This is a genomic window from Streptomyces sp. NPDC086835, from assembly GCF_044745705.1.
GTDB lineage: Bacteria > Actinomycetota > Actinomycetes > Streptomycetales > Streptomycetaceae > Streptomyces.
The window spans coordinates 286,215-300,213 of record NZ_JBIVAU010000009.1; the positions used below are offsets into that span (position 1 = coordinate 286,215).

Genomic DNA, 13,999 nt, shown 5'->3' on the forward strand with positions numbered 1-13,999 from the left:
CACCGGTGTGCACGCCACCGTGCGGCTTGTCACCCTTGTCGTGGTCCTTGCCGTAGTCCTTGTCCTTCTCCTCGGACTTGTCCTTGTCCTTGTCCTCGTCCTTGTCGGACTTCCAGTTGTGCTCGCTGCTGTACGACGAGTCGTCCTTGTCCGAGTCGACGAAGGCCAGGGCGTAGGCGCCGGGCGCGGCGATGGCGAGTGCGGCCGTGGCTGTGGCCGAGGCAATGAGAATGCGGGCAGAGCGCATTGCGAGGTCCTTTCGTCGCGGCTGCGTCAGCTGACAGTCCGTCGGCTCGTCGGTCCACAGCGGCGACATGCTCAACCGTCAAGGCGATGCGCCGTCCTCACCACTCGGGTTGGTGCTTGCGTGGACGGGTGTCCCTCATTCAGATCTATGGCGGCCGGGCGCGCGGACGTCTGCGGCGTGCAGCCGTCCGTATCGCGGGTGCGGCGGAGGAGGCCCGCCGACAGCCGGCCGGAACGGCATCAGAGAGGTCCGTGGCGCCCGGGCGGCAGCCGGCCGGCGTTTACTCCCGAGGACGCATAACCGCTGATCAGGGGGCACTCGGCGGTGAGGAAGTGACTGCGGTGCCTGAGCCAGGGAGCAAGAAGTACAACGAGCGGCGTGCCCGCCTGAGGAAGGACGCCGAGAGTCAGGGCGTCTCCGACCAGGAGGCCCGCCGGCCACACAGCCTGTCGCCGAGCCACCCGCCCCGCCGCAGTACGCCGCCTGACCGACGTGCGGGAACCGAAGAACCAGGACCCGGCGCAGCCCCGCTGAGACGCGAGGCCCCGACCGTAGGAGCCCTCGTCCGGTCGGACGAGGGCTCCTACGGTCGGGTGGCGCCTTTGGCCGGTCGGGTGGCGCCTCCGGCACGTGGCGTCGCCGCGTGCGCGGCTCGCGTTCAGCCGGAGCGGGCGCGACGCGTGCTCGAACGGTTCGCCTTCTGAACCGCCTCGATCAGCTCGGACTTCGTCATGTGGGAGCGGCCGCCGATGTCGAGCCGCTTGGCGAGGTCGTACAGGTGCTGCTTCGTGGCCTGCTCGTCGACGCCTTCGGCGCTGGGGGCCGGCTGCTGCCTGGGCGTTGCGGCCCGTGGGTCCGAGGGTCCCTTGCGCCCCTTCTCCTTGCGTTCCCAGTGGTCGGCGACCTTCTCGTACTTGTGCTTCAGGGCGCTGAACGCGACACGGTGTGCCCGCTCCCCTTCGCCGTACTGCTCGACCGCTGAGTCATGTGCCTTGATCCAGGTGCGCTGAGCGTCCTTGGGAGAGCGTTCCAGTGTGGACGGAAGCTCTTCGCGTCCTGGCATGGCCATCACCTCCTGGATGCCGTGCACGACGCGTTCCCACCTCTTACGGGTCGAAACGGCCCGTGCGCCGGCGCGGCAGGGCCCCCACGTGCCTGGTCGACGCACGTACGCGCCGCTGTAGGGGACTTGGGCGCGGCAGGGGGCCGGCCCGTGGACCCCTGCCGGCGGACACGGCTTCAGTGGAGCTCGCCGTCGAGCCACTGAAGCACCTCGGGCGTCACGGGGTCGGAGATGTCCGCGAACCCGTCGTGCTTCTCCAGGTACTTCTTGACGTACGGGCAGACAGGCACGATGCGCTTGTGCGCGGCACGGACGTCCTCCAGGGCGTCGTGCACGAGCCGGGACGCCAGGCCCTGTCCGGAGAACGCCTCGTCGATCTTGGTGTGGTAGAAGACCCGCTGGTCGCCGCGGTCACGGTAGGCCGTGAACCCGGCGATCCTTCCGTCGACCTGGATCTCGTAGCGGTGCTCCGCCGGAACGTGGCGGACGGTGGGCACGGCGGTCTGATCCGTCATGGCGTTTCCTTTGGCCGGCGGGGCGGGGTTCTTCCGTGGGGAGATGATCGCGTTGGGAAGTGCGGGGGCCGGAAGGCGGTGTCCGTCGTAGCCCTCGACCCGGCCGAAGCGGTCCGACTCGTTCTGCCACTCCTCGCGTGCCTTGACGATGTCGTCGTGGGTGCGGCCGATGAAGTTCCACCACATGACGATCTCCTCAGGGAACGGCGGCCCGCCCAGCAGCATCAGCCGTGCTGTGCCGGGTGCCTCGTTCGTGAGGGTGAGCGTGCTCTGGCCAGGGCCGGCGTAGCCGAGCTCGGTGGGCCGCAGAGTCGTCCCCTCCATACGGACGTCGCCGGTGTCGACGAGAACGCCGTGCTCGAAGTCCGGGTCGATGCCGAGGGTCACGGTGGCGCCCGGAGCCACCGACAGTTCGGCCCCGAGCAGGGGCGTGAAGGTGCGCACCGGGGACGTGACGCCGGCGAGCGAACCCAGGAAGACGCGGGCCTCGCCGCCGTCCAGCGGAACGGCGTCCGGTACGTGGTGCTGGAAGTCCCGCTCGGCGTTCCGGTGCTGCTCGGGCAGCGCCACCCACAGCTGGACACCGTGCAACCGCGTGGTCCCGGGCGTCGACACCTCCGAGTGGCTGATCCCGTATCCGCCTGTCATGAGGTTCAGCTCGCCCGGCCGCACCAAGGCGTGACTGCCCAGGCTGTCGCGGTGTTCGATCTCGCCGGTGAAGAGCCAGCTCACCGTCTGGAGACCGGTGTGCGGGTGGGGAGCGACGTCCATGCCGCCGGTCTCGGCGACGTCGTCGGGGCCGTAGTGGTCGGCGAAGCACCATGCGCCGATGAGTGTGCGGGCCCGCTGGGGCAGGGTGCGCCGTACCGTCATGGCGCGTGGGCCGCCGAGCGGGACGCTCCGCGCGGTGAGGACTTCGATGTCGGGTCGGGACGCGCCGTCCGCCCGGGCTCCACAGGCCAACTCGGCAGGGTGCACTTCCGTATTGCTCACCGCGAGTCCTCCCTCGTAAGAAAGTTTCGTTTTCAACATTGATCATGATAGGACGGGCAGCGAGCGATCGCGCGACCAAGGAGTGCACGTGGCAGAAATGTCAGCAGCGGAGACCGGCGGACGGATCTTCATCGACAGACAGAGCCCGGACGCCTACCGCGCGCTGACCGCCACGGCCGAGGCGGTCAAGAACGTCGCGGCCGAGTCGGGGCTCGACCGGATCCTCGTCGAGCTGATCAATATCAGAGTCTCCCAGCTCAACGCCTGCGCGTACTGCCTCAGCCTGCACACCAGGAAGGCCCTGCGCGCCGGCGAGACCACACAGCGGCTGGGCGTGCTGGCGGCCTGGCGCGACACCGCGCTGTTCAGCCCCCGGGAGCGGGCGGCGCTCGCCCTGTCGGAGGCCACCACCCGTCCGGCGGACATCGGCGCGCAGGACGCGGCGTACGCCGAGGCCCGGGCCGCACTGTCGGACGACGAGATCTCCGCCGCGATCTGGGTGGCGATCACCATGAACGCGTTCAACCGCGTCTCCGTGATGAGCAAGCACCCGGTGCGCCGCGATCCGGCTCCATCGCCTCGGGACTGACGCCGGTCAGGGTGGTGACCCCCGCCCCGTCGCCGGGCGGTCCGGCAGGCCACCTGGCGGCCGCGCCGACCGGAAGCGACGCATGTCCATTCTGGGACGCGGGGTATCGGGCTACGATCGATCGCCGGAGAACGCAGGCCGATCCCCATCCAGCGGCCCAGCGGTCTGACGCCCCATCATGCAAGGGAGCAAGGAGTCAGCATGAGTCCGATCAGACCCGATCACGGTCGACCGCGCCCACAGTGCGACTGAGGCCGCGGGTGCGGGCCGTGAGCCGGCAGAACACGGCCTCAGGGCCGAACCGGGGAGAGTTGGGAGAGACGCCGTGTTCTATTACGTACTGAAATACGTGCTCATCGGGCCGCTGCTGCGGTTGCTCTTCCGGCCGCGGATCGAGGGGCTGGAGCACATCCCCGCCGAGGGCGCGGCGATCGTCGCGGGCAATCATCTGTCGTTCTCCGACCACTTTCTGATGCCTGCGATCATCAAGCGGCGCATCACGTTCCTCGCCAAGGCGGAGTACTTCACCGGGCCCGGCCTCAAGGGCCGGCTGACCGCCGCGTTCTTCCGCAGCGCCGGGCAGATCCCGGTCGACCGGTCCGGCAAGGAGGCCGGGCAGGCCGCCATCCGGGAAGGGCTCGGGGTGCTGAACAAAGGCGAGTTGCTGGGCATCTACCCCGAGGGCACGCGCTCGCACGACGGCCGGCTCTACAAGGGCAAGGTCGGGGTCGCCGTCATGGCGCTCAAGGCCGGGGTGCCCGTGGTGCCTTGCGCGATGGTGGGGACGTTCGAGATCCAGCCGCCCGGACAGGTGATCCCGAAGGTCAAGCGGGTCACGGTCCGTTTCGGCGAACCGCTGGACTTCTCGCGGTACGCCGGCATGGAGAACGAGAAGGCGGCGATCCGCGCGGTCACCGACGAGATCATGTACGCGATCCTCGAACTCTCCGGACAGGAGTACGTCGACCGCTACGCCGCCGAGGTCAAGGCCGAACAGCAGGAACAGCAGGAACAGGAGCAGGGCGGCAGCAAGCCGAAGAGGCTTCCCCGGCGCCGCTCCTGACCCACCCCCGCGAACCGTCGGCTGCGAACCTTCGGCTGCTGAACCCCGGCTGCGGGGCGCAGATGCGAACCGCGGATCTGCGCTCCGCTAATTTCCCGGCCGCCACCCCGCCCCGCGCCTAGCGTGCCTGTCATGAGCCGAGGAAACGCGTTCGTGCTGGGCGCTTCAGGACAGATGGGACGGGCGGCGGTGGCCGCCCTGGTCGCGGACGGATGGGAGGTCCGGGCGGCCTCCAGGGGCGGTGTCGTGGACGAGGGCTGGCCCGACACGGTGCGGGCGGTGCGGGTGGACCGGGAGGACGACGCGGCCCTCGCCGAGGCCGTCGGGGAGGGCTGTGACGTCCTCGTCGACATGGTCGCCTTCGGCCGTGGGCACGCCCGCCAGCTGAGGTCGATGTCGGACCGGGTCGGGTCGGCCGTCGTCATCTCGAGCGGCGCGGTCTACGAGGACGACCGAGGACGCAGCTTCGACACCCAGGACCGGCCCGACGGCTTTCCCCGATACCCGGTGCCGATTCCGGAGGCCCAGAGCACCGTGGCCGCCGGGGAGTCGACGTACGGCACGCGGAAGGTGGCGCTGGAGCAGGAGCTGCTGGCCGCCGGTGACGAGCTGCCCGTGACGCTGCTGCGGGCGGGCGCCGTCCACGGGCCGCACTGCCGCACCCCGCGTGAGCTGTACTTCGTCAAGCGGGCACTGGACGGCCGCCAGGTGCGGGTGCTGGCGTACGGCGGTCTCAGCAGGTTCCATCCCGTCCATGTGTCCAACGTGGCGGAACTGGTCCGGCTGTCGGCCCGCCGGCCCGGCTCGCGGGTGCTGAACGCGGGTGACCCGGACGCGCCCACCGTGGCAGAGATCGGCGACGCGATCGACGCGGTGCTCGGCCGGCGGACCGAGACCGTCCTCGTCGACGGGCCGCCGCCGTCGCCGTCGGTGGGCGAGACACCGTGGTCCGGTGCGCATCCGGTCGTGTACGACATGAGTGCCGCGGAGGACGAGTTGGGCTATCGCGCGGTGACCGGCTACGCGCAGTCCCTGCCGGCGACCCTGGAGTGGCTCGCGGCGCGCCTGCACGGCAAGGAGTGGACCGAGGCGTTCCCCAAGATGGCCGCGAACTACGGGAAGGACGCCTTGTTCGACTACGCGGCGGAGGACGCCTGGCTGGCCGAGCACCGGGCCGGCTGACCGCGGGCACCGTGGCGGGCCGAGTCACGCCGGTGCTCCGCTCCCCCGCGCAGCACACCAGCGGGCGGCCTGCGTCACGGGCTGCCGAGCAGGTGCCGCAGAGCGCCGTCGAGCACGCGCCGCAGAGCGAGGGCGTCCACCGCGAGCGCGGTCACCAGTGCGGCCGGTCCGGCGAGCGGGGTGAGCGCCGCGGTGGGACCCAGGGACACCGGCTCCGGCGGCTTGTCCTCGTACGCCGGGTCGACGACGAGGAGTTGGCCGGCCGCCCGGTGGCCGGCGAGCACGGCGGGCCCGTCCCAGCCGCCGGGAGCGCCGGGGCCGCAGGAGAACCCGGTGTCCAGCAGCGGGCGGCCGGCGCGGTGGACGGTGAGCCGGGTCGTGAGGGTGCCCGGCTGCTCACCGTACCGGCCGAGGATCTGTTCCTCCCGCAGCACCAGCCGTGCCGTGGCGGCGAGCCGGACGCGGGTGCGCATCCGCAGGTCGCTCCCGTGCGAGGAGATCAACTGTTGCGGCATCCAGTGCAGTTCGGCGTCTTCTCCGACCTCCAGCGTGGTGTCGTACCGGGCGTGCCGCCGTTCGGCGCCGGGCAGGGCGATGGTCGCTGCGGCCGAGTCGACGGTGAGGCGGGCGCCCTCGCGTACCTCGGCCTCGAGGGCGAGCCGGTCACCGCCGAGGGGTGCGCTCATGGCGCCGACGAGGGTCACCCGCAGACGTGGTCCGGTGGAGCGGGTGCGGCGCAGCGCCAGCGGCCCGTCGCTCGTGAGGACGGGCAGGCCCGTGCGGTCGGCGACGATCCGGGCAGTCGCGTGGACGCTCATCCGGGACTCATCCGGTCCACGCGGCGAGCTGCGCGCGCACCCAGTCGGCGACCGGCGCGATGCCGTCCGGTTCGCGCAGCGAGGTGAAGACGACGGGGAGTTCGCCGCGCTGCGCCTCGGCGTCGCGCGCCATCCGGCCGAGGTCGGAGCCGACGTACGGGGCGAGGTCGGTCTTGTTGACGACGAGGAGGTCGGCCGTGGTCACGCCGGGGCCGCCCTTGCGCGGGATGTCGTCGCCGCCGGCGACGTCGATGACGAAGACCTGCGCGTCCACGAGGCCCTTGGAGAACGTGGCCGTGAGATTGTCGCCGCCCGATTCGACGAGGATCAGGTCGAGGGGGCCGACGCTGTCCTCGAGGTCCTCCACGGCCTCAAGATTGGCGGAGATGTCGTCGCGGATCGCCGTGTGCGGGCAGGCTCCGGTCTCCACGGCCTGGATGCGCTCCGGCGGCAGCACCGCGTTGCGGAGCAGGAACTCGGCGTCCTCACGGGTGTAGATGTCGTTGGTGACGACCGCGATGGACAGCGTGTCGCGGAGCGCGGCGCACAGGGCGGCGACCGTGGCGGTCTTCCCTGAGCCGACCGGCCCGCCGAGGCCGATCCGCAGCGCTCGGCGGCTGCCGTCGGGGCGGGTGGCGTCCGCGCCGACGGCGGTCGGCGACTCGTGCTGGTGACCGATGTGCATGGCTGCGGCTCCTTGGTACGTACGGAAATCCGGAAGGCGGAGTGGGTCAGGAGGCGAAGAGACGGACGGGCCAGGCCGCGTGCTGCTCCGCCCAGATGTCGAGCAGCGGTGCGGAGGCGGCGGGCAGGTCGTCGACGCCCCGGCGGGCCAGGCCGGCGGCGCGGGCGGCGACCTGGTCCATCTCGGGGGCGAGACGGGCGAGGACGGCGGTCGCGCGGAACGGGTCGAGGGACAGCAGCCGTACGGCGGCGGTGGCGGCGCCGCCGACCGCCTCGTACGCGGCGCAGTGCGCGGCGTCCTCGGGTCCGAGGCCCGCCGCGCGGGCGGCGGTGCCGAGGACCACCGGCTGGTGCGCCCCGCGCGGGAACGCCGAGGCCAGCGCGTCGAGTCCGGGAGCCGGCCACGCGGCCCGCGCGGCGCGCATCAGCTGGCGGCCGAGCTTGCGCGAGGTGGCGCGCAGTGCGGGCGACGGCGTGCGGGCGTCCGCCGCCGCGTCGAGCGCGACGGGGTCGTGGCCGAACGCCGCCGCGGCGGCGAGCCCCGCGGCGGTGAGCCCCGCGGTGTGCAGCCGCCCCCGGCAGAACGCGGCGAGATCGTCGGCGTCACGGACCTGTCCCGCCTTCACCGCCGCCTCGACCCCGCCGGAGTGCGCGTGCCCTCCTGCGGGGAACCGCCCGTCACAGAGCACGAGCAGCGCGGCACGGACGGCGGCGGGCGCCTCCTGGCCGGCATCGGCCTCCGCCTGGTGGCAGGCGCCGGTGGCCGGCTCCTGGTGCCGGCCACCGGCGCCGGGCTCCTCGTGGCGGATGTCGACGGCCGGCTCGCCGTGGCCGACGTCCCTGTCGGTGTCCGGGGGGCGCATCAGAAGAGGAAGTACCGCTGTGCCATGGGCAGTTCCGCAGCCGGTGCCGGCTCGACCGCTTCCCCGTCGATCGTCACCGTGAAGGTGTCGGCGTCGACCTCCACCCGCGGCAGGGCGTCGTTCTCGCGCATGTCCGCCTTCGTCACCCGCCGGGTGCTCTTGATCGGCACGAACTTCTTGGCCAGGCCGAGTCGTTCGGGCAGGTCGTCCTCGATCGCCGTCTGTGCGACGAAGTTGAACGATCCCTTGGCCGCCGCGCGCCCGATCGCTCCGAACATCGGCCGTGGCATCACCGGCTGGGGCGTCGGGATCGAGGCGTTCGCGTCTCCCATCTGCGCGTACGCGATCTGGCCGCCCTTGATCACCAGCTGCGGCTTGACCCCGAAGAAGGCGGGGTCCCACAGCACGAGGTCGGCCAGTTTGCCGGTCTCGACCGAGCCGATCTCCCCGTCGAGGCCCTGGGCGACCGCGGGGTTGATCGTGTATTTGGCGACATAGCGACGTGCCCGGTGGTTGTCCGCGCGGCCGTCGCCGGGGAGCGCGCCGCGGCGCTTCTTCATGACGTGCGCGGTCTGCCACGTCCGCATCACCACTTCCCCGATGCGCCCCATCGCCTGCGAGTCGGAGGAGATGATCGAGATCGCTCCGAGGTCGTGCAGGATGTCCTCTGCCGCGATGGTGGACGGCCGGATCCGGGACTCGGCGAAGGCCAGATCCTCCGGGACGGCGGGGTTGAGATGGTGGCAGACCATCAGCATGTCGAGGTGCTCGTCGATGGTGTTGACGGTGTGCGGCCGGGTCGGGTTGGTCGAGCTGGGCAGCACATGGGGCTCGGAGACGACGGTGATGATGTCCGGGGCGTGCCCGCCGCCCGCGCCCTCTGTGTGGTACGCGTGGACGGTGCGGCCCGCGATGGCGGCGAGGGTGTCCCCGACGAACCCCGCCTCGTTCAAGGTGTCGGTGTGGAGGGCCAGTTGCACGCCGGTCTCGTCGCAGACCCGCAGGCACGCGTCGATGACCGACGGGGTGGCGCCCCAGTCCTCGTGGATCTTGAATCCGAGCGCGCCGCCACGCAGCTGGGAGTACATGGCGTCGCGGGAGACGGTGTTGCCCTTGCCGAGCAGGCCGATGTTGACCGGGAAGGCTTCCAGCGCCTCGAACATCCGGCCGAGGTGCCAAGGGCCGGGTGTGACCGTGGTGGCCTTGGTCCCCTCCGCCGGCCCGGTGCCGCCGCCGACGAGGGTGGTCACGCCGGTGGCGAGCGCCTGCTCGACGACGGTCGGCGAGATGAAGTGGACATGCGCGTCGATGGCTCCGGCGGTGACGATCTTCCCGTTGCCCGCGATGATCTCCGTCTCGGGACCGATGACGAGGTCGGGGTGGACGCCGTCCATGGTGTCGGGGTTACCGGCCTTGCCGACGCCGCTGATCCGGCCGTCCCGGATCCCGATGTCGGCCTTGACGACGCCCCAGTGGTCGAGGATGACCGCTCCGGTGATCACGGTGTCGGGCGCGCCGTCGGCGCGTGTCGTACGGGCCTGACCCATGGACTCGCGGATGACCTTGCCGCCGCCGAACACCGCCTCGTCACCGGCACGGCCGGGGCCGCCGCAGCGGTCGTCCTCGATCTCGACGAGCAGGTCCGTGTCGGCGAGCCGGACACGGTCGCCGGTGGTGGGGCCGAACAGGTCGGCGTACACGGCGCGGTGGAGTTCAGCCATCGAGAGGTCCTCCGGTCTCCCCGCGCAGCCCGGCGACGATCCGGCGACCGGTGATCGGCACGAGCTCGACATCGACCGGGATGCCGGGCTCGAAACGCACGGCGGTGCCCGCGGCGACGTCCAGCCGCTTGCCACGGGCGGCGGCGCGGTCGAACTCGAGGCCGGGGTTGGCCTCGGCGAAGTGGTAGTGGGAGCCGACCTGGACCGGACGGTCCGCGGCGTTGACGACGGTGAGGCGGCTGACCTCACGCCCCTCGTTGAGGAGGATCGGGCCGTCGCCGTGGAGGATCTCTCCGGGAATCATCGCCGCCGCCCCTCAGACGATCGGGTCGTGGACGGTGACGAGCTTGGTCCCGTCGGGGAAGGTGGCCTCCACCTGGACGTCGTGGATCATCTCGGGGATGCCGTCCATGACGTCGTCACGGGTGAGCACCTTGCGCCCGGACGCCATGAGTTCCGCGACGCTGCGGCCGTCGCGGGCGCCTTCGAGGATGTGCGAGGTGATGAGGGCGACGGATTCGGGGTGGTTGAGCTTCACCCCGCGCGCCCTGCGCTTCTCCGCCACGTCGGCGGCCACATGGATGAGAAGCCGTTCCTGCTCGTGCGGGGAGAGTTGCACGCGTCCACCTCACTGTCGTCCGGCCCTGTAGGTCCCTGGGCGTGAGGACCGTAACGCGCTGCGACACCCTGTTGACCTGTCCGCGGGCATCTCACGACCAGAGGTTGAACGTTAGGACGCGGATTTTTCCGGCGCGTTAACTGATCTTGGGATCCCGCATGGACATCAAAGCCCGCAGGCCCTCCTCGAGGACCTCGACACGCACGTCACCGAACAGCGCCTGCTGCGCGATGAACCCCTGGGCGGTGGCGATGAGGGTCCGCGCCACATGGTCGGCGTCGACGTCCGCCTCCATCTGCCCGTTCGCCCGATAGGCGTGCACGAGCTCCGCCCACGCCTGGCGCATGCCGTTGTAACCGGTGGCGAGGATCGCGGCGAGGCGCTCGTCGCGCAGGGTCTCGGTCCACGTCTGGACGACCAGCCGGGCGAAGGCCTGACGGTCGCCGCCGGGCACCTCCTCGACGAGCATGCGGCGCAGCACCCGCCCGAGGAGCACATCGGGTGTGGGCGGTGGCGTGGTCGCCGCGGCCTCCTGGAAGGCGGCGCGGATACTGCTGAACGCCTCGTCGGCGATGGCCGCGATCAGCTCGTCCTTGCCACGGAAGTAGCGGTACACCGCGCCGGCCGACAGGCCGCACTCGCGCAGGATGTCCTGCATCGATGTGGCGTGGAAACCGTTGCGGGAGACGCAGCGGGCAGCGCCGTCGAGGATCTGGCGGCGGCGGGCGTCGAGGTGCTGCTGGGATACACGTGCCATGGCCCAAAAGTAGAACGAACATTCCTTCTTGACAAGGATCGAAGGCGGCAGGACAGTGACCAAGAGATAAAACGAACGATCCTTCTCTATAAGGAGCTCCTCATGTCCGCTCTGCCGGCCCGCCGCATGATCGCGGTGATGGTCCTGGTCCCCGTCGTGGTGGCGCTGGCCCTGTGGGCCTTCGCCTGGCCGGCCGCCAGGACCGCCCCGCGCGAGCTGCCCGTCGGCGTCGCGGGGCCCGCTGCGGCGGTCACCCAGCTGGAGCGGGGTTTCGAGCAGCGCGAAGGCGCTTTCGACGTCCACCGCTACGACGACGAGGCCTCGGCCAGGGCCGCGGTCGAGGACCGGGTCGTATACGGAGCCGTCGTCGCGGGACCGGAAGGCACGAGACTGCTGACCGCTTCCGGAGCCGGCCCTGTCGTCGCCCAGCTCCTCCAGGAGGCCGTCACCGCTCAGGCCCCCGCCGGCACCCAGGTGCAGGTGACGGACGTGGCCCCGCTGCCCTCCGGGGACCCGCGGGGCACCGCGCCGGCGGCGAGCGCCCTGCCGCTGACCCTCGCGGGAGTCGCCGCGGGAGCGCTGGTGACGATGTCCGGGCTGCGCGGGACGCGGGCCGCCGCCACGCTCGTCGGCGCATCCGCGCTGGTGGGCGTCACCGCGACGGCGATCACCCACAGCTGGCTCGGCGTGCTCCAGGGCGACTGGTGGGCGGAGGCGGCCGCGCTGAGCCTGACGGTCGCCGCCCCCGGAGCGACCGTGGCCGGTTTCGCCGCGCTGCTGGGAACGCCCGGCATCGGCCTCGGCGCACTGCTGATGGTGCTGCTCGGCAATCCGTTCTCCGGCGCCGCTTCCGCGCCGGAGCTGCTTCCGGAGCCGGTGGGTGCGATCGGCCAGTGGCTGCCGCCGGGCGCCGGGGCGACACTGCTGCGCTCGGTCGCCTACTTCGACGGGCGCGGCGCCTCGGCACCGCTGCTGACGCTGTCGGTGTGGGCGGTGCTGGGCCTGGTCGCCGTGTTCGTGGGCGGCAGGCGCCGTGCCCCGGTCCTTACGGAAGAGGAGCGGCCCGCCCCCGTACCGGTCACCTGAGGCTGACGAACCGGCCGCGTGTCCCCGCAGTAGCGGACGGGGGCGCGCGGCCTTCGCATGTCCGGACGCGCCGGAGCGCCGGGCCGGCCGTCGGGCGTACGCGACCGGACCGGCCCTCGTGGCGGACCGGCGTCCCGGCGCCTCGGCCGGGCCTGCCGTTAAGGGCGGTCCCTCGGAGGGCGGTGCTCGGCCGCCAGTCCGAAGCGGCCGCGGTCGGGGGAAACGGAGGACGCCGTCCCGAAGGAGGACACGGAGCTGATGATCTGCTCCTCCGCCGCCTCCGGCGCCTCCGCCTCCTGCTCCAGCCGCTCCAGGTCCGCGGCGGAGACCAGCGCGACGAGCGGCTTCCCGTGCCGGGTCACCACCACTCGCTCGCCGCCGTAGACGACACGGTTGATCAGATCGGCGAGCTCGGCGCGAGCTTGCGTCACCGGAATTTCGTAGGCCATGCTCCCATTCTAACGGTCTGTACATCCTGTACATTCTTTACAGGGCCTGGAGCATCTCCACGGCCGCGACGACGAGAGGTGTGCCATGAACCGTCCGTCCGCCCGCTATGTCCTGCCGGAGCTCACGGAGCGCACGTCCTTCGGGACGCGCACGCTCGACCCGTACTCGAAGCTGATGGCCGAGCGGATCGTCTTCCTGGGGACCGCCGTCGACGACACGGCGGCGAACGACGTCATCGCACAGTTCCTGCACCTCGAGTACGAGGCTCCCGACCAGGACATCTGCCTGTACATCAACTCCCCCGGCGGATCGCTGAGCGCCATGTCCGCCATCTACGACACGATGCAGGTCGTCATGTGCGACGTGCAGACCACCTGCCTCGGCCAGGCCGCCTCCACGGCGGTCACCCTGCTCGCCGCGGGCACTCCCGGCAAGCGCATGGCACTGCCCGGCGCGCGGATCGTGATGCAGCAGCCCGCGTACGAGGAGCCGTTGCGCGGCCAGCCGTCCGATCTGGAGATCCACGCCGCCGAGTTGCTGCGACTGCGCGAGCAACTCGCCTCGATGCTGGTGCGCCACACGGGCAACGACCCGGACCGCATCGCGGCCGACCTGGAGCGGGACAAGATCTTCGACGCCACCGCGGCGAAGGAGTACGGCCTGATCGACCATGTCGTCACGAGCCGCAAGCTCTCGGCCGTGCCACCCACGGCGAGGTGAGCGCGGGATGCTGCCGCCCGAACTTCCGCCACTGCCGGCACTGACCCGCGCCGAGGCCGAGTTCGTCGACGCCTACCTCGAAGTCGTCGACCTGCTCGGCAGGATCAACCCCACCCGCACCACCCACACCTACGGAGCCCTGCGCGCCGCGCAGGCACTCGTCGGGCGGGCCGCCGCGCTCAAGGACGCCCTGACGCTCATGCACATCCGGGGCGAGAGCGAGGTGTACACGCACACCCTGACGGAGGCACTGCGCGTCCTGGACGGCGAGCGCAGGACCAATCGGCTGACCATCCCGCCCGTTTCCACGAGTTGACGGACGTTCCGGTGCCGCCCGCCGACACGGCGCGGCGGCGCCCGTACCCCGTTCGGTGGAGCTTTGCCCAAGTTGTCGCACGGCCTCGGACTTGCGTCGGCGGGACCACCGGTCTGGCGCAATCGGACGCTTCAACTGCTGGTACGAGACGGGTCCGGAGCGAGCGGGAAGGGGTCCGCCAGGCCTGCCCACCCGAAAGGTCCAGTCGTGATCAGCTTCACAAAAGCCGTTTCGGCTCGGAAATCGGACATCGGTGGGTAACGATCCGTGGGACGACAAGCCCCCGCCACCTCGACGGGGCGGTCCGGGCGGA

At 71.4% G+C, this 13,999-nt stretch carries 16 protein-coding genes and 2 pseudogenes; 6 read left to right on the forward strand and 12 right to left on the reverse strand.

The annotated features are described in order from the left end of the window. The 4 genes and pseudogenes from ACIPJI_RS27360 to ACIPJI_RS27375 form a co-directional block, all read right to left on the reverse strand. A pseudogene (locus tag ACIPJI_RS27360) lies at positions 1-247 on the reverse strand (hypothetical protein); the annotation flags it as partial. A gap of 658 nt (positions 248-905) precedes the next feature. Further along, positions 906-1,310: a ChaB family protein gene (locus ACIPJI_RS27365; RefSeq protein WP_356620353.1), complete on the reverse strand. Its 405-nt coding sequence runs from the start codon at positions 1,308-1,310 to the stop codon at positions 906-908. A gap of 176 nt (positions 1,311-1,486) precedes the next feature. Then, positions 1,487-1,825 (reverse strand): GNAT family N-acetyltransferase, encoded by a 339-nt coding sequence (locus ACIPJI_RS27370; protein ID WP_356620504.1) that lies wholly within the window; start codon positions 1,823-1,825, stop codon positions 1,487-1,489. 24 nt (positions 1,826-1,849) lie between these two features. Beyond that, positions 1,850-2,818, reverse strand: a pseudogene (locus ACIPJI_RS27375) (pirin family protein); the annotation flags it as partial. Positions 2,819-2,915: 97 nt separating this feature from the next. On the opposite strand from ACIPJI_RS27375, the gene ACIPJI_RS27380 reads away from it, so the two are divergent. The 3 genes from ACIPJI_RS27380 (at position 2,916) to ACIPJI_RS27390 (ending at position 5,652) form a co-directional block, all read left to right on the forward strand. After that, complete coding sequence (locus ACIPJI_RS27380) at positions 2,916-3,407, forward strand: carboxymuconolactone decarboxylase family protein (protein WP_356620503.1); 492 nt, start codon at positions 2,916-2,918, stop codon at positions 3,405-3,407. A 325-nt stretch (positions 3,408-3,732) separates the two neighbouring features. Beyond that, positions 3,733-4,470 (forward strand): 1-acyl-sn-glycerol-3-phosphate acyltransferase, encoded by a 738-nt coding sequence (locus ACIPJI_RS27385; protein ID WP_307705160.1) that lies wholly within the window; start codon positions 3,733-3,735, stop codon positions 4,468-4,470. 132 nt (positions 4,471-4,602) lie between these two features. After that, positions 4,603-5,652 (forward strand): NAD-dependent epimerase/dehydratase family protein, encoded by a 1,050-nt coding sequence (locus ACIPJI_RS27390; protein WP_402249442.1) that lies wholly within the window; start codon positions 4,603-4,605, stop codon positions 5,650-5,652. Between the two features lie 74 nt (positions 5,653-5,726). Here ACIPJI_RS27390 and ACIPJI_RS27395 read toward each other — a convergent pair whose 3' ends face one another. The 7 genes from ACIPJI_RS27395 to ACIPJI_RS27425 all read right to left on the reverse strand — a co-directional run bounded on the left by ACIPJI_RS27395 (position 5,727) and on the right by ACIPJI_RS27425 (position 11,114). Next, positions 5,727-6,470 (reverse strand): urease accessory protein UreD, encoded by a 744-nt coding sequence (locus ACIPJI_RS27395; protein WP_402249444.1) that lies wholly within the window; start codon positions 6,468-6,470, stop codon positions 5,727-5,729. A 7-nt stretch (positions 6,471-6,477) separates the two neighbouring features. After that, the gene (gene ureG / locus ACIPJI_RS27400) at positions 6,478-7,155 is read right to left on the reverse strand and encodes an urease accessory protein UreG (protein ID WP_402249446.1); all 678 of its coding nucleotides are present in this window, start codon (positions 7,153-7,155) and stop codon (positions 6,478-6,480) included. 46 nt (positions 7,156-7,201) lie between these two features. Further along, positions 7,202-8,017, reverse strand: a complete 816-nt coding sequence (locus ACIPJI_RS27405) for an urease accessory protein UreF (protein WP_402249448.1) — start codon at positions 8,015-8,017, stop codon at positions 7,202-7,204. Beyond that, a complete protein-coding gene (locus ACIPJI_RS27410) occupies positions 8,017-9,738 on the reverse strand; it encodes an urease subunit alpha (protein ID WP_356620347.1) in 1,722 nt (573 codons plus the stop codon). The genes ACIPJI_RS27405 and ACIPJI_RS27410 overlap by 1 nt, the downstream gene beginning before the upstream one ends. After that, a complete protein-coding gene (locus ACIPJI_RS27415) occupies positions 9,731-10,042 on the reverse strand; it encodes an urease subunit beta (protein ID WP_307705166.1) in 312 nt (103 codons plus the stop codon). Before ACIPJI_RS27415 ends, ACIPJI_RS27410 begins: the two co-directional genes overlap by 8 nt. Positions 10,043-10,054: 12 nt before the next feature. Continuing rightward, complete coding sequence (locus ACIPJI_RS27420; RefSeq protein WP_005320342.1) at positions 10,055-10,357, reverse strand: urease subunit gamma; 303 nt, start codon at positions 10,355-10,357, stop codon at positions 10,055-10,057. 136 nt (positions 10,358-10,493) lie between these two features. Beyond that, complete coding sequence (locus ACIPJI_RS27425; RefSeq protein WP_307705167.1) at positions 10,494-11,114, reverse strand: TetR/AcrR family transcriptional regulator; 621 nt, start codon at positions 11,112-11,114, stop codon at positions 10,494-10,496. Positions 11,115-11,216: 102 nt separating this feature from the next. On the opposite strand from ACIPJI_RS27425, the gene ACIPJI_RS27430 reads away from it, so the two are divergent. Next, on the forward strand, positions 11,217-12,200 hold the full coding sequence (locus ACIPJI_RS27430) for an ABC transporter permease (RefSeq protein WP_402249451.1): 984 nt from the start codon (positions 11,217-11,219) through the stop codon (positions 12,198-12,200). Positions 12,201-12,358: 158 nt separating this feature from the next. Here ACIPJI_RS27430 and ACIPJI_RS27435 read toward each other — a convergent pair whose 3' ends face one another. Continuing rightward, positions 12,359-12,649 (reverse strand): type II toxin-antitoxin system Phd/YefM family antitoxin, encoded by a 291-nt coding sequence (locus ACIPJI_RS27435; protein WP_307705169.1) that lies wholly within the window; start codon positions 12,647-12,649, stop codon positions 12,359-12,361. Positions 12,650-12,734: 85 nt separating this feature from the next. Between ACIPJI_RS27435 and ACIPJI_RS27440 the strand changes: the two genes are divergently transcribed. Further along, positions 12,735-13,370 (forward strand): ATP-dependent Clp protease proteolytic subunit, encoded by a 636-nt coding sequence (locus tag ACIPJI_RS27440; protein ID WP_307705170.1) that lies wholly within the window; start codon positions 12,735-12,737, stop codon positions 13,368-13,370. A 7-nt stretch (positions 13,371-13,377) separates the two neighbouring features. Beyond that, positions 13,378-13,686 carry a hypothetical protein gene (locus ACIPJI_RS27445; protein ID WP_307705171.1) on the forward strand — a complete coding sequence of 103 codons (309 nt, stop codon included), beginning with the start codon at positions 13,378-13,380 and terminating at the stop codon, positions 13,684-13,686. The last annotated feature ends 313 nt before the right edge of the window (positions 13,687-13,999 follow it).

What these genes read in the sequence shown, in the direction of transcription:
- ACIPJI_RS27365 (WP_356620353.1), bottom strand. Translation starts at nt 1,310, where the DNA reads ATGCCAGGACGCGAAGAGCTTCCGTCCACACTGGAACGCTCTCCCAAG.
- ACIPJI_RS27370 (WP_356620504.1), bottom strand. Translation starts at nt 1,825, where the DNA reads ATGACGGATCAGACCGCCGTGCCCACCGTCCGCCACGTTCCGGCGGAG.
- ACIPJI_RS27380 (WP_356620503.1), top strand. Translation starts at nt 2,916, where the DNA reads ATGTCAGCAGCGGAGACCGGCGGACGGATCTTCATCGACAGACAGAGC.
- ACIPJI_RS27390 (WP_402249442.1), top strand. Translation starts at nt 4,603, where the DNA reads ATGAGCCGAGGAAACGCGTTCGTGCTGGGCGCTTCAGGACAGATGGGA.
- ACIPJI_RS27395 (WP_402249444.1), bottom strand. Translation starts at nt 6,470, where the DNA reads ATGAGCGTCCACGCGACTGCCCGGATCGTCGCCGACCGCACGGGCCTG.
- ureG (WP_402249446.1), bottom strand. Translation starts at nt 7,155, where the DNA reads ATGCACATCGGTCACCAGCACGAGTCGCCGACCGCCGTCGGCGCGGAC.
- ACIPJI_RS27405 (WP_402249448.1), bottom strand. Translation starts at nt 8,017, where the DNA reads ATGCGCCCCCCGGACACCGACAGGGACGTCGGCCACGGCGAGCCGGCC.
- ACIPJI_RS27410 (WP_356620347.1), bottom strand. Translation starts at nt 9,738, where the DNA reads ATGGCTGAACTCCACCGCGCCGTGTACGCCGACCTGTTCGGCCCCACC.
- ACIPJI_RS27415 (WP_307705166.1), bottom strand. Translation starts at nt 10,042, where the DNA reads ATGATTCCCGGAGAGATCCTCCACGGCGACGGCCCGATCCTCCTCAAC.
- ACIPJI_RS27425 (WP_307705167.1), bottom strand. Translation starts at nt 11,114, where the DNA reads ATGGCACGTGTATCCCAGCAGCACCTCGACGCCCGCCGCCGCCAGATC.
- ACIPJI_RS27430 (WP_402249451.1), top strand. Translation starts at nt 11,217, where the DNA reads ATGTCCGCTCTGCCGGCCCGCCGCATGATCGCGGTGATGGTCCTGGTC.
- ACIPJI_RS27435 (WP_307705169.1), bottom strand. Translation starts at nt 12,649, where the DNA reads ATGGCCTACGAAATTCCGGTGACGCAAGCTCGCGCCGAGCTCGCCGAT.
- ACIPJI_RS27440 (WP_307705170.1), top strand. Translation starts at nt 12,735, where the DNA reads ATGAACCGTCCGTCCGCCCGCTATGTCCTGCCGGAGCTCACGGAGCGC.
- ACIPJI_RS27445 (WP_307705171.1), top strand. Translation starts at nt 13,378, where the DNA reads ATGCTGCCGCCCGAACTTCCGCCACTGCCGGCACTGACCCGCGCCGAG.